General features: G+C 42.4%; 21 protein-coding genes. 6 read left to right on the forward strand and 15 right to left on the reverse strand.

Annotation, left to right across the window (positions count from 1 at the left end; translation table 11 throughout):
* Nucleotides 1-149 precede the first annotated feature (149 nt).
* Nucleotides 150-899 (forward strand): YebC/PmpR family DNA-binding transcriptional regulator, encoded by a 750-nt coding sequence (locus tag Q6344_07720; GenBank protein WLG12504.1) that lies wholly within the window; start codon nt 150-152, stop codon nt 897-899.
* Between the two features lie 101 nt (nt 900-1,000).
* Here Q6344_07720 and Q6344_07725 read toward each other — a convergent pair whose 3' ends face one another.
* Nucleotides 1,001-1,573, reverse strand: coding sequence for a methylated-DNA--[protein]-cysteine S-methyltransferase (locus Q6344_07725; GenBank protein WLG12505.1), 573 nt, complete (start codon nt 1,571-1,573; stop codon nt 1,001-1,003).
* Between the two features lie 78 nt (nt 1,574-1,651).
* Nucleotides 1,652-2,563: a signal recognition particle-docking protein FtsY gene (ftsY, locus tag Q6344_07730; GenBank protein ID WLG15176.1), complete on the reverse strand. Its 912-nt coding sequence runs from the start codon at nt 2,561-2,563 to the stop codon at nt 1,652-1,654.
* 866 nt (nt 2,564-3,429) lie between these two features.
* On the opposite strand from ftsY, the gene Q6344_07735 reads away from it, so the two are divergent.
* The 3 genes from Q6344_07735 (at nt 3,430) to Q6344_07745 (ending at nt 6,807) form a co-directional block, all read left to right on the forward strand.
* Nucleotides 3,430-3,594 (forward strand): hypothetical protein, encoded by a 165-nt coding sequence (locus Q6344_07735; GenBank protein WLG12506.1) that lies wholly within the window; start codon nt 3,430-3,432, stop codon nt 3,592-3,594.
* An 84-nt stretch (nt 3,595-3,678) separates the two neighbouring features.
* The gene (locus Q6344_07740; protein ID WLG12507.1) at nt 3,679-5,190 is read left to right on the forward strand and encodes a pitrilysin family protein; all 1,512 of its coding nucleotides are present in this window, start codon (nt 3,679-3,681) and stop codon (nt 5,188-5,190) included.
* 69 nt (nt 5,191-5,259) lie between these two features.
* Nucleotides 5,260-6,807, forward strand: a complete 1,548-nt coding sequence (locus tag Q6344_07745; protein ID WLG12508.1) for a pitrilysin family protein — start codon at nt 5,260-5,262, stop codon at nt 6,805-6,807.
* A gap of 154 nt (nt 6,808-6,961) precedes the next feature.
* Here Q6344_07745 and Q6344_07750 read toward each other — a convergent pair whose 3' ends face one another.
* Both Q6344_07750 and Q6344_07755 read right to left on the reverse strand, forming a co-directional pair.
* The gene (locus tag Q6344_07750) at nt 6,962-7,537 is read right to left on the reverse strand and encodes a hypothetical protein (GenBank protein WLG12509.1); all 576 of its coding nucleotides are present in this window, start codon (nt 7,535-7,537) and stop codon (nt 6,962-6,964) included.
* A 183-nt stretch (nt 7,538-7,720) separates the two neighbouring features.
* Nucleotides 7,721-8,665, reverse strand: a complete 945-nt coding sequence (locus Q6344_07755; GenBank protein WLG12510.1) for a D-Ala-D-Ala carboxypeptidase family metallohydrolase — start codon at nt 8,663-8,665, stop codon at nt 7,721-7,723.
* A gap of 263 nt (nt 8,666-8,928) precedes the next feature.
* Between Q6344_07755 and rodA the strand changes: the two genes are divergently transcribed.
* Together rodA and Q6344_07765 are read left to right on the forward strand one after the other, a co-directional pair.
* Nucleotides 8,929-10,071, forward strand: coding sequence for a rod shape-determining protein RodA (rodA, locus tag Q6344_07760; protein WLG12511.1), 1,143 nt, complete (start codon nt 8,929-8,931; stop codon nt 10,069-10,071).
* A gap of 920 nt (nt 10,072-10,991) precedes the next feature.
* Nucleotides 10,992-11,606, forward strand: a complete 615-nt coding sequence (locus tag Q6344_07765) for a septal ring lytic transglycosylase RlpA family protein (GenBank protein WLG12512.1) — start codon at nt 10,992-10,994, stop codon at nt 11,604-11,606.
* 171 nt (nt 11,607-11,777) lie between these two features.
* Here Q6344_07765 and radA read toward each other — a convergent pair whose 3' ends face one another.
* The 11 genes from radA to Q6344_07820 all read right to left on the reverse strand — a co-directional run bounded on the left by radA (nt 11,778) and on the right by Q6344_07820 (nt 22,907).
* A complete protein-coding gene (gene radA / locus Q6344_07770; GenBank protein ID WLG12513.1) occupies nt 11,778-13,217 on the reverse strand; it encodes a DNA repair protein RadA in 1,440 nt (479 codons plus the stop codon).
* A 358-nt stretch (nt 13,218-13,575) separates the two neighbouring features.
* Nucleotides 13,576-14,355 (reverse strand): LPS export ABC transporter ATP-binding protein, encoded by a 780-nt coding sequence (gene lptB / locus Q6344_07775; protein ID WLG12514.1) that lies wholly within the window; start codon nt 14,353-14,355, stop codon nt 13,576-13,578.
* A 79-nt stretch (nt 14,356-14,434) separates the two neighbouring features.
* A complete protein-coding gene (gene lptA / locus Q6344_07780; GenBank protein ID WLG15177.1) occupies nt 14,435-14,917 on the reverse strand; it encodes a lipopolysaccharide transport periplasmic protein LptA in 483 nt (160 codons plus the stop codon).
* 186 nt (nt 14,918-15,103) lie between these two features.
* Complete coding sequence (gene lptC, locus Q6344_07785) at nt 15,104-15,688, reverse strand: LPS export ABC transporter periplasmic protein LptC (GenBank protein ID WLG12515.1); 585 nt, start codon at nt 15,686-15,688, stop codon at nt 15,104-15,106.
* A complete protein-coding gene (locus Q6344_07790; GenBank protein WLG15178.1) occupies nt 15,685-16,251 on the reverse strand; it encodes an HAD hydrolase family protein in 567 nt (188 codons plus the stop codon). The genes lptC and Q6344_07790 overlap by 4 nt, the downstream gene beginning before the upstream one ends.
* Before the next feature lie 99 nt (nt 16,252-16,350).
* On the reverse strand, nt 16,351-17,343 hold the full coding sequence (locus Q6344_07795; GenBank protein ID WLG12516.1) for a KpsF/GutQ family sugar-phosphate isomerase: 993 nt from the start codon (nt 17,341-17,343) through the stop codon (nt 16,351-16,353).
* A 229-nt stretch (nt 17,344-17,572) separates the two neighbouring features.
* Nucleotides 17,573-18,103: an RNA chaperone Hfq gene (gene hfq / locus Q6344_07800; protein WLG12517.1), complete on the reverse strand. Its 531-nt coding sequence runs from the start codon at nt 18,101-18,103 to the stop codon at nt 17,573-17,575.
* A gap of 487 nt (nt 18,104-18,590) precedes the next feature.
* Complete coding sequence (gene miaA, locus Q6344_07805) at nt 18,591-19,739, reverse strand: tRNA (adenosine(37)-N6)-dimethylallyltransferase MiaA (GenBank protein WLG12518.1); 1,149 nt, start codon at nt 19,737-19,739, stop codon at nt 18,591-18,593.
* Between the two features lie 86 nt (nt 19,740-19,825).
* The gene (gene mutL / locus Q6344_07810; protein WLG12519.1) at nt 19,826-21,676 is read right to left on the reverse strand and encodes a DNA mismatch repair endonuclease MutL; all 1,851 of its coding nucleotides are present in this window, start codon (nt 21,674-21,676) and stop codon (nt 19,826-19,828) included.
* Nucleotides 21,677-21,766: 90 nt separating this feature from the next.
* Nucleotides 21,767-22,291 carry a tRNA (adenosine(37)-N6)-threonylcarbamoyltransferase complex ATPase subunit type 1 TsaE gene (tsaE, locus tag Q6344_07815; GenBank protein ID WLG12520.1) on the reverse strand — a complete coding sequence of 175 codons (525 nt, stop codon included), beginning with the start codon at nt 22,289-22,291 and terminating at the stop codon, nt 21,767-21,769.
* Complete coding sequence (locus Q6344_07820) at nt 22,284-22,907, reverse strand: 6-carboxytetrahydropterin synthase (GenBank protein ID WLG12521.1); 624 nt, start codon at nt 22,905-22,907, stop codon at nt 22,284-22,286. The genes tsaE and Q6344_07820 overlap by 8 nt, the downstream gene beginning before the upstream one ends.
* Nucleotides 22,908-22,943: the final 36 nt, after the last annotated feature.

Here is a 22,943-nt window from a genome sequence, read left to right on the forward strand (position 1 = left end):
AAACAGGTGATCTGAGGTGTGTCATCATGCAGATTGAAAAATCTTAAAATGTATAAATACTCTTATTCATGACACACTCATAGTAAAAGATTGTTATTAAACACTTGTTTTAAGCACAATAAATAATACGCAAAACTTAAGGATGTTATATGGCAGGCCATTCAAAATGGGCAAATATTAAACACCGTAAAGCCCGTCAGGATGCGGTAAAAGGTAAAGTATTCACTAAAATTATTCGTGAAATTGTTTCTGCTGCCAAGCAAGGTGATCCTGACCCTAACAAGAATCCGCGCCTACGTGCTGTCATTGAAAAAGCCCTATCTGTCAATATGACACGAGACACCATCAACCGTGCAGTAGCTCGTGGTACAGGCGGTGATGACAATGACAATATGGACGAAGTAAGCTATGAAGGCTATGGTATCGGCGGCGTTGCAGTACTTGTCGAAACCTTGACTGACAATCTTAACCGAACAGTCAGTGAAGTACGCCACGCCTTTACCAAAAATGAAGGCAATCTAGGTACTACTGGCTCGGTCGCTTATCTATTTAATAAGCGCGGTGAAATCATCTTTAATGATACAAGCCTAGAAGATGAAGTCATGCTAGTGGCATTAGATGCAGGCGCGCTTGATATCGAGAATGATGGTGAAAGCTTGCTCGTCATCACTGAATGGGAAAATTTCGGTCACGTCAAAGATGCGCTTAATGCTGCAGGTTTGGTCTCTGACAATGCTGAAGTGACCATGGCACCGTCTACCAGTGCTGAAATAGACAATGTCGATGATGCACTAAAAGTTATGAAAATGATTGATATGTTAGAAGATATCGATGATGTGCAAGAGGTTTATAGCAATGTAAACTTTTCTGCTGACGTAATGACCCAGCTTGAGCAATAGTTTTATTTAGCAACCCTTTATGTGTCACACATCAAAAAGCCAAACGTTTTAAATGTTTGGCTTTTTTTGTTTAGAAATATGTGACGAGCGCTTCGTTCCTACTAAGTTTTGCAAGTGACACCTTCAAGCGCTAGCAAGTATGTTTTCTTATCTAGTCCACCTGTATAACCACCAAGCTTACCATCGCTAGCAATGACTCGATGACACGGAACGATAATGCTAAAAGGATTTTTACTATTAGCATTAGCAACCGCGCGAAACCCTTTGGGACTAGCGACATTTTGTGCCAGTGTCGCGTAGCTTATTGTTTCGCCATAGCCAATATCTTGTAACGCTTGCCAAACTCGTTGCTGAAACTTGGTTCCTAAGCTTATATCTAATGGCAAATCGAATGCCTGACGATCACCTTTAAAATACGATTTTAATTGCGCTATAGTCTCTATGAGTAGCGCTTGGGCAGGCTCATTTCCGCTTAAGCTATCCTCATTGATAAACGTAAAGCTCTGATCGACAAGCCCATAGTGTTTCTTAAGTTTGGAAATAGATTTTGAGCTATGCCAAGAGTCACCTGCTATCAGCCAATTGACTTCTACTAGCTTAGGGCGACTATGCTCATTGACACTCGCAATTAACGTTAGCTGGTGTGCTCCAAAAGCGGCTGTGGTGACTATCATGATGCTTCCTTTCAAATGATGATTTTTTCAAAAATCGTTCATCGACTAAAATGATCTATTAAAATGACCTATCGAGCGCTACTCTTTATCATCGGTCTCAAATAATGCGGCGACAAATTGTTTTGGACTAAAGGCACGTAAATCATCAATCGACTCACCAACACCAATATAGCGAATCGGCACATCCGTGGTTTCAGCGATATTAAAGACCACGCCACCTTTTGCAGTGCCATCTAGTTTGGTAATGGTAATACCTGTTAATGGTACGACTTTGTTAAAGAGTTCTACTTGATTAATCGCATTTTGACCCGTGCCAGCATCGAGGACAATCATACCTTCGTGCGGTGCGCTTGGATCAGCTTTACGCATGACGCGTACCACTTTTTCAAGCTCTGCCATCAGGTGGGTTTTATTCTGCAAGCGTCCAGCAGTATCAGCGATTAATACATCGATATTTTTTGCTTTGGCAGACTGCATGGCATCAAAGATAACAGAGGCACTATCAGAGCCATGACCTTGAGCGACGACAGGAATGTTATTACGCTCACCCCAAATTTGTAGCTGTTCAGTAGCAGCGGCACGGAAGGTATCGCCAGCAGCCAGCATAACGGATTTACCTTCGCCTTGTAAGCGCTTGGCAAGTTTACCAATCGTCGTGGTTTTACCGACACCGTTGACACCCACAACTAAAATCACAAAAGGTTTTTTGCTGGTATCAATAATGAGTGGTGCGACTTTTGGCGTTAAAATATCAACCAGTTCAGTTTGCAACGCTTTATATAATGAATGCGCATAAATCAAATCACCACGGTCTGTCTGCTCGGTCAGACTTTTGATAATACGATTGGTCGCGTTGACACCGATATCGGCGACCAGCAGTTGATCTTCAACTTCTTCCAATAGCTCATCATCAATCTCTTTGCCACCGATCAAAATACTGACCATACCTTCGGCAAGATTTTTACGTGACTTACTTAGCCCCGTTTTCATGCGGTTAAACCAGCTGCCTTTTTTCTTGTTTTCTTGTAGCTCTGTAGATTCGATTTCTGGTTGAGTGGTCGCTTGTACCGCACTACTCGCAGGACTGACATTTGGGCTATCGCCAAGTTGCTCTTGTAATGGCATGGTTGGGGCAGTAGAAATAGTGCTAAGCTTAGTATCAATATTTTTATTATTATCGTTATCAGTTGAGAAAGCGCTTATAAAGCTTTCAGAGGCATTTTTAGACGTGCTTTGCTCTTCTGTCCTCACAATTGGCGCACCCAAAGCAATGTTTTGTGCCGCATCAGCACTTGAGACATCTTTGTTTATCGTGCTGTCTTTTTGCTGATCTTCGATGCTTTGATCATTGGGCGCTTGGATAGAGCCTGCATCTTCTTTCTCATCGATAATGGGCACAGATTGCGAAGGCAGACTGGGTAAGGTAATATCATCGTCATCTAGGTCATCAAGATTGCCATCGAGATTAATGATTACACGACTGCTATTATTGGAGTTATTCATAAGCTTGCCCTAAAAGTTATCACGGTCAGTTATTTGATTATTTTAAATGGGTTGGTATATCGTCATGTTTTTGTCATGGATCATGACCCACGACAGTCAATTTTTAGCCTAGTTTATCATAATTCGAGTTGTGCTCAGACCTTACCATCATAGCCTATCGTCAATTTTTGCAAATCTGGCAAGTCACACCATCTCTTTAGAAAGTTTCGCTTAAGATTTGGCAACAAAAATCTGACCTTACACATGCTAAACTTCGCCTACTCTACCAGAGTTTATTGTAGAACAAGCCTTATTCCAAAGCTTACCAACTACTTCACTATTGCTCACTCAACCCTCATTTTTAGGAATTATCTATGCCATCACTATCTAATACTGACAAAACGTACGGTAAAAAAGCAATCAGCATCAGCGCAGCTGTATTAGTAGCGACACTGGTACTATCCGCGACAGGCTGTAATACCACCCAAGAATTTAAGCCAACAGCCAGTGTGATGGTTGGGGCACATAAATCTTTATAAAACCTGCTATCTATCGCTAGTATTTAGAGTGATCTAACCACTGATCAATTTACAAGTTGCCATTTTCTATAAGTAGAATATACCATGCCACTGCCTTTATCACCGTCCCCCTTACCTACCGCCTCTTTACGTCTTGCCTGTGCCTTAGCAATAGCAACGACTCTTGCTGCTTGCCAAACCAGTACTATCAGCGCCAACACATTGTCGGCTGCTCAGAAGCCAGTCATTCAAAATACCTTGGGTAAAGATGGGCTAAATACCGCTAAATCAGGTCAAGACATTCAGCCCTCATCAGCATTGACCATGGATATGTCAGGTCGACACGAATATCAATTAGAAAACGGTCTAAAGGTAGTGGTAAAAGAAGACCATCGTGCACCTGTGGTAATGACTCAAATCTGGTATCGAGTTGGGTCAGCAGATGAGCCGCTGGATAAAGGGGGCATCTCGCATTTGCTTGAGCATATGATGTTTAAAGGCACTACTAACGTTTCGAGCGACGACTATGAGCGCTTGATTGCTAAATTTGGCGGCGTCAATAATGCGTTTACCAGCTACGACTATACGGGCTATTACGAGCTATTCCCTGCCAACCGTTTTCCTTTGGCATTAGAGCTAGAAGCGGATCGTATGAAAAACCTACTGTTTAATGAGCAGGAATTTACCAAAGAGCACCAAGTGGTCATGGAGGAGCGCCGCCAACGCACTGATGATAATCCACTTGCCAAGGCTTATGAGTCATTTCGCTTATTGGCACTCCCGAATAGTCCAAAAGGCGAATCCGTTATTGGTCCGATGGATGAGCTTGAATCCATTACCCTTACAGATTTAAAAGACTGGTATAAAACATGGTACGCACCAAACAATGCAACGTTAGTCATCGTTGGCGACGTTAAACCGCAAGAGGTGTTGGCTCAAGTCAAACGTTACTTTGGTGAGCTAACACCAAGCGATCTACCTAAACGTCCTGCCGTCAGTCAAAAAGGCTTCCGTGGCTATCAGCAAGTCGACTCCGAGCAAGCCGTACAAGTACCAGTATTGTTAATGGGTTATAACGTACCCAGTCTCGTCACTGCTGGTGCAGCTAATGAAAAACAAGCTTATGCGCTCTCACTGGCTCAAGATGTATTAGACGGTGGTCTCTCTGCGCGCCTTGAGAGTCGATTGATACGCGAGCAAGGTCTACTGACCACAGTGGGCACTTCATATGACTTGCTAGATCGTGGAGATGGACTGTTTTTGATACAAGCGACTCCACGTGAAGGTGTCAGCTTAGAGCAAGCACAACAAGCCATTATGGCTGAAATAGAAAAGCTCAAAACCGATCCCATCGCCGCCGATGAAATCGAGCGTGCCAAAACCAATACGGTCACAGGGCTCGTCTATGCGCAAGACAGTATGGAAGGTCAGGCGCAGATGATTGGCTCCTTACAGTCTATCGGTCTTGACGATACGCTGCTTGCTGAATTGCCCACCAAACTCGATAGCGTGACGATTGCTGACATACAAGCTGCTAGCAAAAAGTATTTGGTAAAGGACAATTTAACAGTGATGCATGTCATCCCACCTAAAGACCAAGCAGCGACAGAGAAATAATCGTGTCGTGTTAGCTCTTTATTCGATACAAGCGCCAATCATAAAGACCTTATTTATAAGAAGAAAACCATGACTCAAAATAGTGATTTGTTGCAAAATAGAAAAAAGGCTTACAGCTCAATACCATCAGCAACCGCCACCATGCAAAAACTGTCGCATCTTAGTGTTGGCATCTTGCTAGGTCTAACAACGTTGACAGCACAAGCAAACACAACAGGTGCTGAAGAATATCGTGGCTCTGCGGCAGTGGATACCAGCGCACCGATTGCCGCATTATCAAAGCTAACCAGCCTTGACGATGATAAACCGTTAACCGTTACCATCCCAACAATTCAGCAGTTCAAAACCAAGGCAGGCGTTCCCGTACGTTTTGTACAAACAACAGCCTTACCGATTGTCGATATCGACTTGCGTTTTAACGCTGGTAGCGCCCGTGATGGCAGTATTAGTAGCACAGGCTTTGGTATTGCTAATATGACTGCCACTATGTTGACGCAAGGCTCTAAACGCTTAGACGAAAATGAATTTACTCGCGCTGTCGAAACCTTGGGTATCAATCTAAATAGTAGTGCATATAAAGACATGTTTATTGTGTCGCTACGTAGCTTATATGATGATAAGCATCTACTTCCAGCCGTTGATTTAATGACTCAGATGCTCAGCGAACCCGCTTTTGACGACAGCATCCTAGCACGTAATAAAGCACGATTATTGGTTGGTTTACAGCAGCAAAAACAAGATCCCAACAGCCTTGCTAGCATTGCATTTAGCGAAGCATTGTATGGCGAGCATCCTTACGCCCATCCATCAGCGGGTACGCTTGAAAGCATTCCTACTATCGAAAAGCAACAACTGATAGATTTCAAAAACCGCTACTTAGTCGCAGCGAATGCCTCTGTTGCCATCACTGGTAATCTAACCTTAGAACAGGCAAAAAAACTGGCGGAAGATATCACTAGCAAATTACCGAAGGGTCAGCCTGCAACTGAGCTGCCTGAACCAAAACCACTGAGCCAAGCCAAGCACATTCATATTCCCTTTCCAAGTACTCAAACCACCGTACTCATGGGACAATTGGGAGATAAGCGCGCCACCGATCCCCAGTCTCAGCAGAAGCAAACCAACTTTGCGGTTGGTAATGAGGTACTTGCGGGCGGTGATTTTAATGCGCGACTCATGACTGAGATTAGACAAAACTTGGGCTACACTTATGGCATATCAGGCTCTATGAATCCCATGCTGGCACGAGGACCGTACCAAATCGGTTTTTCAACGCGTAATGACAAGGCGCGCGCGGCCATTGATGCCAGCTTAGCCGTTATCAATGACACTTTAGAAAAAGGTATTACCAGCAATGAAATGCGCTTAACGACGGACAATCTTAAGAATAGCTTTCCGATGGGTTTTGCGAGCAATGCAGGAATTAATGGCTTACTTGGGATGATGAATTTTTATCAATTACCAAACAGCTATCTGACTGATTATGTCAAACGTGTTGAACAAGTAAAGCTATCAGAAGTCAATCAAACCATGCGTGACACCCTTAAGCCTGATGATTTCCTGATTGTCACCGTTGGACAAGAGGATCCTTGGAAAGATAAAAAGACCAATAAATAGCCGCACAAAGAAATGCTGGGCAACACTATTTAGTATTGCCCAGCATTTCTTTATAGGTTGGCACTCTTTATGAGTGGTAATAAATTATGAGTAGCACTGTTTATGAGTGGTACTAAAAGTCGATAATGGGTTGTCCATACAAAAAATAATGCTCTTAACCAGAAATAGTCACTGCCACGTCATACATGAAATTTTCAGGCTTATAAGTTGCACCATTATAGGTCAATCGAATCACGTGCTTGTCATAAGAGTCTACTTGATAATCACCATTGGCGAAATCATGCAGGGCTGGCACTATTAGTAGCGCTTCAATTTGACTGTCGTTAATGCTAACCGAGATCTGCTGACCACTGCGTGGGTATAAGAAATAATCACAATGATTATTCACCATCACTTCTGCAGTACGCTCAACGACCTGACTACCTACTTCTTCTTGTATGAATTTTGGACAGATATCTGAGCGCTTTGAAGCCAGCCGAGCGTAAGAGTTCTTAATATTATCTTCAATATCCTCAACGTCCTGTAAGTTTCTGTCAGGATCAGTAGCGGAATCTTCTGCCGTTAGAGAGCCTTGTTCAGAAAAGGTTTCTGGGCTACAAGCACTGACCAATAAAAGAGAGAGCAAAACTGAACCAAACAAAGCCATATACGTGTTATTTGATTGCAAAAACACTTTTTTTGGCTTATCAGACTTATGTGTTTTCACCATCGTTGAATACCGCTTCTTCATAAATCCTACTTACAATAGACGCTATGTGATTTCATAAACTAAATGATCATTAGCCATAGTTTTTTAATACTAAACTATTTATCATTTAGCGCTGCCTTTCATCAGTATTATTATAGCGCTTTTACTCTATTTTAATTCGCTCTGGCTTATATTTATTTGATTTTTTGATAGATCATAAATGACTTAATAGCGGCACGAAGATGAGCTACTGGCATGATTAAAGCCCCATTTACGATAACCATCCGTGTCTAGATGTATTGCACCCGTAGCATATAGCCCTAAACCGAAATTATGAGATTGTCCTTGATATTGCCAAAATTGACATAAGCCATCTTGCATCGTACTGAGCCGCCATAAGTTATCTTCATACTCTGGCACCCAGATGTCAATAGCACTGGCATTCATATGCTTGCTACTATCGGCCCCGCCTGCACAGTCATTAAGACCAGGACTGCGATATACCGAGCGTATTTCACTACTGATAGGTAGAATTCCTTGATGCTTCAATTCGCCGTACAAACGTAATGTTGGGACGATATTTGCCCATAACTCCTGCGGTGGCAACTGATAAGGCTCATAACCACATTTGCTCCAGCTTCGTGCTGTTGTGAGCAACTGCGACATAGGCGGTACATTTTGTGCGCCTACCCGCGAATTTAGGTAGCGTTGAAAATCTGCTACTTGCCTAGCACGGTAGCTATTGCTATTCAACCACGCGTTAAAATCCATACTAATAGAATCAGTATAAGTACTATTGTAAGTATTGTTCGCCGTGCTGTAGCTGTTATTACTGTAAGTTGTATTATAAGCAGGCGCGCGCCGATTGACATTCATGCGCTTATTTTCTTCAATAGACAGACTGTCATCGAAATCAAAATCACGCTGCTTTTGAGCAATCAATCCTTGCATGCTATCGCCACTCAGCATGGTAACGCCAGAATTATAGCTTGTAGTATTCGCCGAAGGTCTGATGTGAGCATTACTGCTACTACCTTGACGTACTTGGATACGGCGCTCACTATTGTCGCTGATAATAGCGGCATGAACAGAGATGCTACTGGCACACATGAGTAGTGCAAGCATAGGCTTGTGAATCTGCCCATAAGGATATTTTTTTGTATTGGTCATTGCAACAAGCTACCGCTAAAAACGTTTTATCGATACTATCAAATTTTCAGCAAGCAAGCTAAACTATCGCCTCTAATCAGAGGCGTGTTATTGGTAATTAACACTTATCCTTATAATTTTTATAATTATGTGACTTTATTTCTTATGTGTTACTTTATCTACGATATTTTACTTGCATAGATATAGATATGGTGCGATTACCTTTAAATGTTGATCTGATTTGAAATTTCCCTCTTACCTCAATTGCCAGACACACTTTGCCTATGTCTTCTAATCCGCAATACCGTTTTTCACGTCAGAGCCATCATTTAGGCCAAGGCCATGCACCATCGTTATGGCAGCGTATACATATCGATCCATGGTTGACCCTTCTCTTATTGACGGTTTGCTGCATTGGTTTGACAATTTTATATAGTGCGGCCGGTCAAGATGTCGGTATGGTATTACGTCAAATGGTCAGTTATGGTGTGGCCTTTACGGTTATGTTTATCATGGCACAGATACCGCCTAGCCTTTATCGCACTTTTACACCCATCTTTTATGTAATGGGATTAATTTTATTGGTATTGGTCGATATCATTGGTGAAGTACGTATGGGTGCTCAGCGCTGGATTAATTTACCAGGGTTTGGCAGTGTGCAGCCCTCAGAATTTATGAAACTTGGGATGCCAATGATGTGTGCTTGGTTTTTATCCAAGCGTGATCTACCGCCCTCTCTATCAAGCATCGTCATTACCTTAGCCTTAATTATCGTCCCTGTACTATTAATTGCAAAAGAGCCTGATCTTGGGACGTCGCTATTGGTGGCAGCCAGTGGTATCTTTGTGCTTTTTTTGGCAGGGTTGTCTTGGCGATTGATTTCAGCTGCCGCCATATTAGCGATACCGCTTATTGCGATTGCTTGGAATTTTCTATTACATGATTATCAGCGTACCCGTGTCTTAACACTGCTCAATCCTGAAGCCGATGTACAAGGGGCTGGGTGGAACATCATTCAGTCAAAAACTGCCATCGGTGCGGGTGGACTCACTGGTAAGGGCTATTTAGAAGGCACGCAGTCGCATTTACATTTTTTACCAGAAGGTCATACTGATTTTATTATCGCGGCTTTTTCAGAAGAGTTTGGCTTGTTGGGCGTGATTTTATTAATGTTCATTTATTCCTGTTTGCTCCTGCGCGCTTTATACATCGCTTTCACCCATCCTGATGTATACAGTAGATTACTAGCGGGTGCAATTGCCATGTCTTTCTTTGTTTATGTGTTCGTTAATGTGGGTATGGTTGGTGGTATTTTACCCGTCGTTGGCGTTCCTCTGCCCTTCATTAGCTATGGCGGTACTGCAATCGTCACTTTGATGGCAGGATTTGGACTACTTATGTCCATTCACACTCATAAGCCCAGTTGACGCACAGTTACCAGTGATTCTCTAATGAACATTCAAACTTTATCTTAATGCTATTCATGTTAAAAATCAAAAGACACAGGCTATATAAAAGTTGTAAGGCGGATGAATCAGCCAATTAAAGCCTTTATCTAAATCATTGTTACATGCAAAATGGTTGAAAATAAATATAAATCAACAACAAATTAAAGGTTTCTAACAAATTTTATTGTTTCATCATTTTATGGCAAGTCCTATAACTTGCCATAAAAACCCTCCTATCTACTTTTGATAATAAATACAAGCCATTGATTTAATTGAAATAATTAAAAACACCCTTATATTTCCTCTCATTAAAACACTTCGTTGCCAATTGGTACTGATAGATTTTAATCCTTGTTTTTTACAAATAATTGCGTTAACCTCGTTTAACTGTACTTTGATACATAACCCGTACATAGCTACTAATAAACTTTGCATTTAATTATATTTTGGTTGTAGCTCGTACGTATAGTTAGCGAATTGTTGATTCCAAGCTTTCAAATACACTACTTAATTAACGGTTTAATAACAAAGACACACGTAAGGCCTTCTAAAACCTTTATTAATTTAGCAATGTTAGAAAGTTTGTAAATAGCACATATAGCGGACTCGGTACTCAACCTTTGTATTCGAATTGGGTATTCTACTAATATCGTTAGCTGTCATTTGAGCGTTTCATAAGTATCTTTGGTCGTATTATCCTGACCCGCTTATGATAATAAAATGAAAAATTACCATACCTTAAAATCTATAAAAGCCACGTTTAGTATCAATAATTATATGAAAAAAATATTGATGATGCGGCTTTAGAGTTTGTGACGCTGTTAGATTGGTCTAACATTGCCACGCTCAGTCTAGAACTATTAGAGTTAGATTTTAAAGTATAAGTTATAGAGGTATCTATGAATAAGCGTTTATCTGGTTTACTTACCATGTCAGCAGTATTGTTTGCTGGCTCCGCAGTTGCTACTAATGCAAATGCTGTAGAAGCCAAAACCTCTCTTGCGATGATTTCACAAGATAACGCCTCCCATATCGATCGTGTACTTGGTGAGCTTAGCCGTCAACATGATGGCGCATCAAGTTTGGTGAAGTCAGCACGCCAACCAACCTCGTTGGCACTTAGCAGCTCGCTGTTAGCCAGTGACACCTCTCAACTGACTAATGATGAAGATGTATTAGAGCGTCTGACAGCCGTAGCCTCTAACTCGGTCAGTAAATTTAAGCAAACAGGTCTAGCCTCTTGGTATGGTCGTAAATTCCATGGTCGTAAAACAGCCAGTGGTGAAACATTCGATATGAATGGTTTGACAGCGGCGCATCGTTCACTGCCATTGAATTGCTATGTTAAAGTCACGAATAAGACCAATGGTAAAAGCGTCGTGGTAAAAGTGAATGATCGTGGTCCATTCCATGGTAACCGTGTGCTAGATTTGTCTTATGGTGCTGCCAAAAAACTCGGTATTACGGGTAAAGGTGTGGGTAATGTTGCTATTGAGCGCGTTTCAGGACCATAATTCTAAAAAAACAGTCTATTTGTATTAGAGCATAAAAAGCGCCTAACACATCAGTGTTAGGCGCTTTTTTATAGTTTCAGTTTATTGTATCCATTAGGCTACAAATAAAGCTGTAGCGCTTAGCAATAACTTATAAAACAAGGTGTAATCAAAATGATTAACCCTTACACCTTACAGTTCAAATGCACTCTCAATGGCATCATCGAGACGTTCAACGGCAATCACATTGATGCCTTTAAATTGAGGAGCATCCTTAGCAGGCGCATTGGCTTTTGGGATAATGGCATACTTAAATCCATGTTTCATCGCTTCCTTTAAACGTTCTTGACCGTTTGGTACAGGACGGATTTCACCCGACAATCCCACTTCACCAAATACAGCCAATGACGATGGCAAGGCTTTTTCTTTAATACTTGAGGCACAAGCCAACAATACTGCCAAGTCAGACCCAGTCTCTATAACCTTGACACCACCGACGACGTTGACATACACATCTTGTCCGCTAGTATGAATACCGCCGTGTCGATGCATGACGGCCAGCAGCATGGACAGACGCTGAAAATCCAATCCTAATGCCATTCGTCTAGGTGAGCCTTGCGAATCATCCACTAATGCTTGCACCTCCACCAACAAGGGTCGTGTGCCTTCGCGGCTGACCATGACGACAGATCCAGCAACGGGTTTGTCATAGCGACTTAAAAATATCGCTGATGGATTGGCGACCTCTTTCAGTCCCATATCTGTCATACCAAAAATACCTAATTCGTTGACGGCACCGAAGCGGTTTTTGACGGCACGAATCATCCGAAAACGTGAGTCTGATTGACCTTCAAAATATAAGACCGTATCAACCATGTGTTCAAGAACGCGCGGCCCTGCGAGCGTGCCTTCCTTGGTCACGTGACCCACTAAGAATAGCGCGGTGCCAGTCTGTTTGGCATAGCGAGTCAAGATAGCCGCAGACTCTCGAATTTGACTGACGCCGCCAGGTGCAGAATTGATTGCATCCGTATAAATGGTTTGAATAGAGTCAATAATAGCGATGGCGGGCTGCTCTTGAGTCAAGGCGGCACAAATAGTCTCTACATTGGTTTCGGCCAGTACGCGTAATCTATCAGCCGGTAAATCTAAGCGCCTAGCGCGCATAGCAACCTGTGCCAATGATTCTTCACCAGTCACATACAAGGCGCTACCTGCCAATGAGTCGGCACGTGCCATATTAGTCGCAGTTTGCAGCAAAATCGTCGATTTACCGATACCAGGATCACCGCCGATTAAAACGACTGAACCAGCAACCAATCCTCCACCAAGTACACGATCAAACTCACTAATACCAGTTGGTAAGCGTGTGTCTAGCGTTACGCTCACAGCATTAAGCGGCATGACCGCACTATGCGTACCCGAATAATTTCCTGATGGTGCACCACCTAATTCACGAGAGGCTGATCGATTTGCTGCTGGTTTAGAAACGTTTTTATTGTGATGCGGCATGCTCACATTTGGTGCTTCGACCAAGCTATTCCATTCACCGCAATCGGTACATTGCCCTGCCCACTTGCCAAAATGCGCGCCGCAATGCTGACAGACATAACTGCTCTTATTTTTTGCCATAACGTATGAACCTTATTCAAGTGTCCAATCAAGATTAATTGATAAAATATCGTGACGCTCTGATAAGCATTAATTTGAGAATGATCTTTGAGATAAATTAGCCATCAGTATGATGGACTAGATCTTATAGAAGAGGTGATGCTAAATGTGATGAATAGCTAGATATAGGAAAAGTAGCAAGCGCTGTCTTGAGAACTTAATGGAAATTATAAGTTTAACAGACAGCGTAAATAGTAGCGCGAAAAACACGTTAAGATATTAAGGGTGTATTGAACATTTAAAAATACGCAGAGCTAATCGATGCGCATTTAGCAAAAAAATGTATTCGAGACAAGTACAATGTTCAACACATCCTCATTTATACGTGAAAGTCTTTACCCAAATAAACGGCTTTCACCAATTCATTTTCTAACACTTCACTAGAAGTACCCTCAGCAATAATAGCACCTTCTGAGACGATATAAGCTTTCTCACAAATAGCCAAGGTATCGCGAACGTTATGATCGGTAATCAAAACACCAATACCACGATTTTTGAGGGTCAAAATAACGTCTTTGATATCACCAACAGAGATAGGATCCACGCCTGCAAATGGCTCATCTAATAAAATGAATTTTGGGTCAGCCGCCAATGCACGGGCAATTTCACAGCGACGACGCTCACCACCTGATACGCTCATGCCTAATGATTTTCGTACATGCTCTAGATGGAATTCACCGATTAGTTTTTCCAGCTCTTGCTTTTGCTCGCTTTTACTCAATTCTTTGCGAGTTTCTAAAATAGCTAAGATGTTGTCTTCGATAGACAATTTGCGAAAAATAGACGCCTCTTGTGGTAAGTAACCAATTCCTGCCCGTGCACGCTCATGCATGGCATATTTAGACAGATCCATTTTTCCTAAAGTAACACGTCCTTTATCCATATTGACCAACCCTACCACCATATAAAAGCTGGTTGTCTTCCCTGCACCGTTTGGACCTAATAAACCAACGACCTGCCCTTGTTCTACGGAGAAAGAGACATCTTTCACAACCCAGCGCTTACCATAGCGTTTGCCTAGATTTTGCATTGATAGTCGCGTTGCAGGTACTGCGTTATTGTTGGTTACCAAAGGGTTTGTATTCTTATTATCACTCATAACTTACTCATACGGTTGCAAAATTCAAGCACTGATACACTAAAGGGTGTTGATACAGTTACATTAACCATTCAGATTTTTAGCGGATGCTACTTTGGCTACCATTACTACTGGGCGGAAACACCAACTCTACGCGCTGATTACCGCCAGCAGTTGCTTCAACATCACCAGCTTTTAGGCTATAACGAATGACATTACCCGCAAAACTGGCGCCATTTTGAACCAACTTAGCATTACCCGTCAAAGTAACAATACCAGTGACCGCATTATAATCAATCTTATTGGCTTGACCTTTCGCCAGCCCTTTTTCTTGTGTGACTACCTGTTGCATGGTTGCAGGGCGTCCGGTCGCTACTGCCGAGTTGATACTGCGACCCTGTGATAGGTTGACCGTAATGTTATCAGCGGTCATTTTAAACGTACCTTGAGTGATAATGACACTACCTGAATAGCTGGTAACGCCTGTACGCTCACTATAGGTCGCTTTATCAGCCAATAGTTTGATTTCTTGATTGGCATCTGATGGCAGCGCATGACTGTAAAGTGGCAGTGCCAGCAGCATAACCGTTGGCAGCACATGTAATTGACGCAAGCGGCACGATGTTAGATTGAAGCGTGCTAATGATGAGCGCAAAGTAGGCAAAAATTTAGATGTCATAAAAATCACTCGTTTTATAATGGGTAGTAGGATTTGCAAACTTTATGCTAGCTGCTATTTTTATTACATAGTCAATAAGAGTTACTGCGATCAAAACAATGCTTTATCTTGGCGTTCAGCTGGAGTAAAAGCGACGGCAACTTGACCAAACTCATATTCACCGGTCTCAAGGTTGGCGGTCATGCTAGAAGCTTCAAACCGATTCATGCCTTGTTCTATCTTAACAGGCGCGTCACTATATACTTGCCCTGATTTAGTATTGCCTTTAAGGATACTACCTGTCACCTTTATCGGTTCAATATCTGGCGCGTCTTTATTGCCTTCACTAACCAGTGAAAAGCCCCCTGACAAGCTGAGTTCACCCGTCTGCTGACTGATAGCAGCACTACCCGCTTCAATACGATAACGCTGCTCTGCCGATGGCTCCCAATTCATAGTGATGCCTGACATCTCGTCTAAATTGGTCTCTGGATTGTGCGTCAATGTTTTGGCAGTCAGCTCATACTCAGTTTCGCCTTTCTCATTAGTCTGTACCGCTTTGATATCTGTTGCTTCATAATCAACATCGGTCGCTTCCATGCTAACTGGCGGCGCTATCTCTCCTTGCTGTTGAAAAAACCAACCTGCAATACCAGCAATAATCAAGGCAAGAACTATTAGAACACGAGTATTCACGACAAATTATCCTGAGTTTCGGCTGCATCAAGCGTATAGTGCGCGATGAAGTCTTGATAGTGTCCATGACCTTTCAAAATGAGGTCACATACTTCACGTACAGCGCCAGTGCCACCTGCTCGGGTGGTGACCATGTCACTGCGATTGATGACTTCAGCATGCGCATTGGGTACTGTTGCAGCAAATCCAACGGTCTGCATCGCTTTAATGTCTGGTAAATCATCGCCCATATAAGCGCAATCAGCAGCCGTGATATTGAGCGCTGAATCAAGTATGGTTAGCAGCTCATTTAAAGCAACCAGCTTATCATCACGACCTTGCACCACATAATTAACGCCCATTTCCGCGGCGCGCTTATCTACCATAGCACTGCTACGACCTGTAATAATAGCCGTCAAAATGCCATAACGTGCTAACGACTTAACGCCTACGCCATCATGGACAGAAAAGGCCTTGGTCTCGATACCATTGGCATCATAGATAATTTGACCGTTTGATAAAATACCATCGACATCCATTATCAACAGCTTTACTTGTCCGGCTTTTTTGATTAAGTCTTGCATCATATCCCTCTTTCTTAAGGCTATTTTTTACATTTTATTGTTATAAATCGATACTGTGCGAATCTATACTGTATAAACCGATATCTTTATTAATGCTATTTATTTTACACCGGCTTGTAGCAAATCATGTACCGTAATAATCGCTTCTAAACGATCTTGGTCGTCAATAATTAGCAACTGGCTAATACCATTTTCATTCATCACACTGAGCGCATCTGATGCGCGCATGGTCTTACTAATGCGCCGTGGATTACTAACCATTACTTCAGCCATCGGCGTTTGCAAATCGATGCCTTTTTCTAGACCACGGCGTAGGTCACCATCTGTAAATACCCCAACCACCTTATCATTATCATCGGTCACCACCGTCATTCCTAAGCGCCCAGCAGACATAGTAAAAAGCGCTTCTTGCAGTGGCGCTTGCTGATGAATGAGCGGCAAATCTTCCGACTTAGTATGCATTAAATCTTCAACTCGCGTTAGCAGCTGACGACCTAATGCGCCTGCTGGATGCGATAATGCGAAATCCTCTGAGGTAAAGTTGCGCGCATGGACTAAGGCAACGGCCAATGCATCGCCAAGCGCTAAGGTCGCCGTGGTACTAGAAGTAGGAGCAAGATTAAGTGGACAAGCCTCTTGCGATTTACCAAGCGTCAATACAATGCTCGCGGCACGAGGCAACATACCGCGCTTATCACGGCTAATACTAATCAGTGGAATATTTAGGTGTTTGACCACTGGCAGCAGCATCTTAATCTCGTCGGACTCACCAGAGTTAGAGATAGCAAGCAGTACATCACCTTTTACCAACATGCCTAAATCGCCATGCCCAGCTTCACCAGGGTGCATAAAAAAGGCTGGCGTGCCAGTAGAGGCAAACGTCGCCGCTATTTTACGCCCAATCAATCCTGACTTACCCATACCAGTGACCACGACTCGACCCTTACAAGCCAAAATAATATCGCATGCTTGTGCAAACCTATCGTCTATCTGCTCTGTTAGTAAAGCCAATGCCGATATCTCAGTGTTAATCGCTTCGATGGCCTTACTAATAAACTGCTCATGGGTTAGATTGATTTGGGTATTACTCATGGATTCGCTCTATTTTATAATGAATCAATACTGTATTTTACTATACTATGCCCAATATTAATAATAATCTACGAAACCAATCACTAACAACTCGGCACGTCATTTTAGACCATTATTATACGTTTATTTATACAAAAAAAACCCACTATAAAAAGCAGGTTTTGATCGGATAAATCACGTATTAGTAATGCACCTTCAATAATGAATCTTGCTCTCTAACCCTTAGTCTCTAACCATTATTATCATTAGATCCATCATTTGGTTTTTCCTCAAAACCCGTATTATCTGCTGGGTTTTCGAAACCACGGTCTTGACCAAAACCGCCACGCTCAAAGCCACGCTCCTGACTCTGACCAAAGCTACCACGCTCAAAACCACGATCTTGACCTTGGCTAAAGCCGCCACGATTAAAACCACTGCGATTAGACGCAAAACCGCGCTCTTCAAAGCCACCTGTGCTAGCAGGATTACTACCGCGTTCAAACCCACCACCTTGATAACCTGCTGGAGCAGCGCTTTGCGGTTGGGTACTCGTACCTGTCGTCGTACTGCTACGTGGATTACGTGCCGGCACGACGGTTGAGATAGCGTGTTTGTATACCATTTGACTGACAGTGTTTTTGAGCAATACCACGTACTGATCAAATGATTCAATCTGACCTTGCAGCTTGATACCATTGACCAAAAAAATAGAGACAGGAATGCGATCTTTGCGCAGCGAGTTCAAAAACGGATCTTGTAAAGTTTGTCCTTTTGACATGAGAGCTCTCCTAAATATTATTAATTATGTTTTAGTGCCAATTATTTTAAGTGTTCATTTAATTATAATGGCTAACGGCAGATACAATAATAAATTTTCTTTATAAAACGTATCTAAATAAACGCTACTTGTTCTTAAGTGATTCCACTTTATCGCGAATACATTATTATTGTAAATAATTAAGTAACTAGTTGTTTCATTAGTTGTTTTTATCAACAAACGTCAATTAATATTGATTAAATACACAGTTAGGCTAGTATTACACCTACTATTTTGATGAATTTAAATTATAACAGCTATCTACGATATAATTTGATACTAATTGTCATTACTTTCTAATTGTTGCATAGAGCTTTTTGCAATACTATATTTTTAGTACACTATATTGTATTTATAAGGTATTAACTCATACTATATTTTGAGGCAGTTTATCTCATTTTTATCACCATTTTTAAAATGAGGACACGCCCTAGTATCATTGAGAGATTTAATATAAATAGTCTCTTGCCTGCGCCATGGTAGTGAATGCTTTTACCACCATATCGCGGTCTATAGAATAGCCTTCCTCGCTAGAGGTATCGGCTGCTATCGCCCCATCCATGGAATTACTAGGTAATTGCATGACTTTACGTAACCATGTGTACTGACGTTTTGCCAATTGTCTTGTCGCATATAATGCCTTATTTTGCATTTGCTGACAAGCAAGTGCCTCGGTCGCACCATCAGATAAGCTTGATTGAGCTGAAGACTGGAGCACTTCAAAAGTACTGTAAAATTGCGCTTTGTCTAGATGAGGCTGTTCAAATACTGGGTGATCGATATGTACTAGGTATTCTAGTACTTGTCGATAACCAACGCAGCGCATAGATGGTAGATTTGGTGTTAAAGGATAGCGCTCCAGCAGATCAATGACCTCAGTTACTAACCCGTCATTCCACATGATATCTAAACGCTGCTCGATACGTGTATGCAACCATGGACGATCAGGCATGACTGTCAATGCATGCCATTGCTGATTGGGATTATTTGCCAATGCCTGCTTGGGCTTGCGCTGCCAGTCACTTATAGGGATATTAGTTTGTAGATAAACTTCAACTGCTCGGGTGATGCGCTGAGTATCGGTCGCATTAAGGCGCTCATGGCTGATCAGATCTATCTCACCCAAATAGTCGTAAAGCGCACTAATGCCTTCATCTTGCCGCCACTGCTCCACACGTGCGCGAACGCTATCATCACTGTCAGGTACTGGAGATAGCCCGTCTAGCAGCGCCATGTAATACATCATAGTACCGCCAACCAGCAACGGTATTTTGCCATTCTCGTGACAGCTATCAATCAAACGGGCAACGTCATGCACAAATTCGGCGACGCTATAGCTCTGCATAGGATCGATAATATCAACCAAATGATGTGGATAACGCGCCAACTCAATAGCGGTTGGTTTTGCTGTACCGATATTCATATCACGATAAATCAGCGCTGAATCTACTGAAATTAGCTCATAACGCCCTGTATCATATAACTCATAAGCCAGTGCAGTCTTGCCACTTGCTGTCGGCGCCATCAAACACACCACGCTATTATCCGCTAAATTGGCGTTTAGGCGATAAGATGAGCTGTCAGATGAAAGTTGCATAGGCTTGCCTTTATTAATGATATTAGTAGCAATAAATAACTTTGAGCGGTGTCATCGCTAAAACTTGCTTATTATATTTTTTGTCGTTATAGCTGTATTGACTCAGGCGCAGATAATAGCATCAATGTTGCTAATTGATTACCATCTATCGCTTTAATCGCATGCTGAGTCAGTAACGCATCGATATCCGCCAAGAACACCATCAAATCTTGCTTTGACATCTGCATGCTCACGGCGGCAAGTTGCTGATTAATGTCATTTGCACTGTGCAACCATTGATCTTTTTTACCTGCCCTATTACTAAGTAAACTTGACTCAAATAATGAACGCATCTTTGATTGCCAATTCTCTGCACCGATCAATACACATTGGCTTTGATGATAAAATAACAACCAAGGCAGCGCTTTGTCCTCACTATATGTTGTACCAACAGATTCGGTTAATGCCTCATTTAAATGAGTAACAACGTCTAGGCAATAAGGCAAAGATGTCGAATGTATTGCGACATCGTTAGCGATATCTGTGGTGTTTTGACTTATTTTCTCAGAAACACTTGATACGTTTAAGGTTTGAGGCGAATACCTATTTTCTGACAACTGATAGGGTTGTTTGGGCGCTTTTACCTGATGGCTTTTGCTTGAATGAATGGTCGTTGATGTGTTTAGCATTACAGTAGCGAATGCATTATCGATAGACAGATTGCTATCTACTATCTGACTATTACCTAGTATTTGAATAGTATCATTAGCATTGGTAGATCTGATCGTCTCTGTAGTCACTACCGTCTTAAGTTTTGCCCGAATCGCATGGCTTACATGCGCCATAATATTATTGAGCGGACTTATTTTAATACGCTGTTTAGATGGATGCACATTGATATTGAGCCACTGAGTGGGCAAATCAAAATAAAGCGCATAGCCAATACCCACCAACTGAGCAGTTTGAGCAAGTTGGCGTAGCTGATTGCTTATCAATGCTTCTTTGACCAGTCTGCCATTCACATAGATTAACTTTGGTAAGGTATCCTGCGAATCAGTGATAGGCCATAACCAACCATTAACGCTTGCTTGATCGCCAAAGCTATTATTAACATACTCTCTAGGTGACTGCATTAAACTGGTGAGGTCTATCGCTATCTCTAACGCCTTTTTGGTTAACGACAATCCAGTCGCTTGCTCAAGACGTGCCAATGGCAAAGGATTGACATTATTATTGCCATTAGCATTTGTAGAAACGGCACTTAAAGACTTTGAATTTGAAAGCCTTGTAGTTGAAGACATCGTACTTAAAGACATCGCACTTGAAGAAAGTGACAACCGTTTTTTATGGTCATGAAAGAGCGCCAATGCCACATCTGCTCGCGCCAAAGCTACTTCGCGCACAATCGTTTCGATATAACCGAACTCCGTCGCAATAGATTTCAAATTGCCACGGCGTGCTGGTACATTAAAATATAAATCCTTAACCGTAATGGTCGTACCACGATGATGCACAACTGGCATAAGCTTTGGCGCATCATCTAACACACCCGCGACTTGCAACTGGCGACCGATGCCACTGTCATCATGGCTACTGGTTAAAGTCAGCCGAGATACTGCCGCCGTCGCCGCCAACGCCTCCCCGCGAAAACCCAACGTCGTAATACCTTGTAAGTTAGCGACATCCGCGACTTTACTGGTTGCATGACGGGTGATCGCCATGACCATATCATCGGGATGAATACCCACGCCATTGTCGACCACTTCAATCATACCCATGCCGCCTTGAGTAATATGTATCTCAATATTAGTCGCACCAGCGTCAATGGCATTTTCTAGCAGCTCTTTAACTACGGCTGCTGGGCGTGTCACTACCTCACCCGCTGCCAATTGATTGATGAGCAGCGGCGATAGTTTTTTGATGCGAGTATAAGAATGATTGTCTGGCATTTGCGGCATTAAGAGGTATCGTTGTTTTACGTGATGATAAGTAGTACTGGCAGATATTGATGATTTATATTAGGGTCTATTGAACATTCAAATGTATAATTAAATCTTAATAAAGGATAAATCCAAGCCTTGCGCTTGTCCAGCCTTCGATAGCCGCAGCTCAACTTGACGAGACTCATTATCCTTATCAGTGCTAGTAGCTTGCGTCATATTAATAAACAAGGTGGGCGGCGGTAAATAGCTGTCCGCACGGCTTGCCCATTCGATGACAACCAACGCATTTGGCTCATCCAAATACTCATCAAAACCGATAAAAGACAGCTCTTCTGGGTCTTGCAGACGATATAAATCCGCGTGGTAAACTGGCTTGATTGAGCCATCTTTTTGCTCGATGCTATAAGGCTCAACCAAAGTATAAGTCGGGCTTTTGACGGCACCTGCATGCCCGAGCGCCTGCAACCAATAGCGAGTCAGAGTCGTTTTACCTGCCCCTAAATCACCTGCCAACCAGACACTACCTGTCAAAGGTAAAGCTGCCAATTGTGCAGCCAAACGCTGAGTATCGGCTTCTGTATACAGTGTCAGCGTCTTAGCATTTTTGTCCTCTGTTGTACTATTAGGCATCGGGCTTACCTGCCTGCACTTGCGTCTGTACCTGCATAGTCACCGTTGGGTTGATAAAGCTTTCACCGCGGATCAATTTGGCATATAGCTCAGGGTCGTGCCACTCGGCACTGACTTGATCGCTAAACTCAAACGCTTCTAGATGAAGCTTACCCATTTGCTCGTTCGCCACATCATCAGCAAAGCACTGCGCGTAACCAGTAGCGGTTTCGTGTGCAATCACCGAGTAAACGCTGACATCAGATTCACCGTTTTGCATTTGGGTTTGTTTTAGAATTTCTTGCGCCCAAAAGAATATCACGCGTGAAAACTGCTCTGCCGATGGCGATACTGGCAAGCTTATCCAGCGCGCACTGAATTTTTTACAGGCAGCGACATATTCAGGGTCGTCTTTATTCCAAAAACAAATCGCATGATCAAAGCTATCGATAATGTCCTTGATAGACGATTTTAATAAGCCAAAATCATAGACCATTTGCCCATGATCTAAGCGCTTAGCCTCAAGAATCAGCTCAATCTGATAACTATGACCATGGATAGAGTGTTTGCAGCGCTCAGAGCTACAATTACGCACAATATGTGCATTTTCAAATTTAAAAAGTTTACGGATACGCATAACAATCAACCAAAACAGTAAGCATTTTTATGCTAA

This window comes from Psychrobacter cibarius (assembly GCA_030686115.1).
GTDB lineage: Bacteria > Pseudomonadota > Gammaproteobacteria > Pseudomonadales > Moraxellaceae > Psychrobacter > Psychrobacter cibarius_C.

Bases quoted from the DNA above. Each gene is read 5' to 3' on its own strand.
- Q6344_07720 (WLG12504.1), top strand. From the start codon at position 150: ATGGCAGGCCATTCAAAATGGGCAAATATTAAACACCGTAAAGCCCGT.
- Q6344_07725 (WLG12505.1), bottom strand. From the start codon at position 1,573: ATGATAGTCACCACAGCCGCTTTTGGAGCACACCAGCTAACGTTAATT.
- ftsY (WLG15176.1), bottom strand. From the start codon at position 2,563: ATGAAAACGGGGCTAAGTAAGTCACGTAAAAATCTTGCCGAAGGTATG.
- Q6344_07735 (WLG12506.1), top strand. From the start codon at position 3,430: ATGCCATCACTATCTAATACTGACAAAACGTACGGTAAAAAAGCAATC.
- Q6344_07740 (WLG12507.1), top strand. From the start codon at position 3,679: ATGCCACTGCCTTTATCACCGTCCCCCTTACCTACCGCCTCTTTACGT.
- Q6344_07745 (WLG12508.1), top strand. From the start codon at position 5,260: ATGACTCAAAATAGTGATTTGTTGCAAAATAGAAAAAAGGCTTACAGC.
- Q6344_07750 (WLG12509.1), bottom strand. From the start codon at position 7,537: ATGAAGAAGCGGTATTCAACGATGGTGAAAACACATAAGTCTGATAAG.
- Q6344_07755 (WLG12510.1), bottom strand. From the start codon at position 8,665: ATGACCAATACAAAAAAATATCCTTATGGGCAGATTCACAAGCCTATG.
- rodA (WLG12511.1), top strand. From the start codon at position 8,929: ATGTCTTCTAATCCGCAATACCGTTTTTCACGTCAGAGCCATCATTTA.
- Q6344_07765 (WLG12512.1), top strand. From the start codon at position 10,992: ATGAATAAGCGTTTATCTGGTTTACTTACCATGTCAGCAGTATTGTTT.
- radA (WLG12513.1), bottom strand. From the start codon at position 13,217: ATGGCAAAAAATAAGAGCAGTTATGTCTGTCAGCATTGCGGCGCGCAT.
- lptB (WLG12514.1), bottom strand. From the start codon at position 14,355: ATGAGTGATAATAAGAATACAAACCCTTTGGTAACCAACAATAACGCA.
- lptA (WLG15177.1), bottom strand. From the start codon at position 14,917: ATGCTGCTGGCACTGCCACTTTACAGTCATGCGCTGCCATCAGATGCC.
- Q6344_07790 (WLG15178.1), bottom strand. From the start codon at position 16,251: ATGCAAGACTTAATCAAAAAAGCCGGACAAGTAAAGCTGTTGATAATG.
- Q6344_07795 (WLG12516.1), bottom strand. From the start codon at position 17,343: ATGAGTAATACCCAAATCAATCTAACCCATGAGCAGTTTATTAGTAAG.
- hfq (WLG12517.1), bottom strand. From the start codon at position 18,103: ATGTCAAAAGGACAAACTTTACAAGATCCGTTTTTGAACTCGCTGCGC.
- miaA (WLG12518.1), bottom strand. From the start codon at position 19,739: ATGCAACTTTCATCTGACAGCTCATCTTATCGCCTAAACGCCAATTTA.
- mutL (WLG12519.1), bottom strand. From the start codon at position 21,676: ATGCCGCAAATGCCAGACAATCATTCTTATACTCGCATCAAAAAACTA.
- tsaE (WLG12520.1), bottom strand. From the start codon at position 22,291: ATGCCTAATAGTACAACAGAGGACAAAAATGCTAAGACGCTGACACTG.
- Q6344_07820 (WLG12521.1), bottom strand. From the start codon at position 22,907: ATGCGTATCCGTAAACTTTTTAAATTTGAAAATGCACATATTGTGCGT.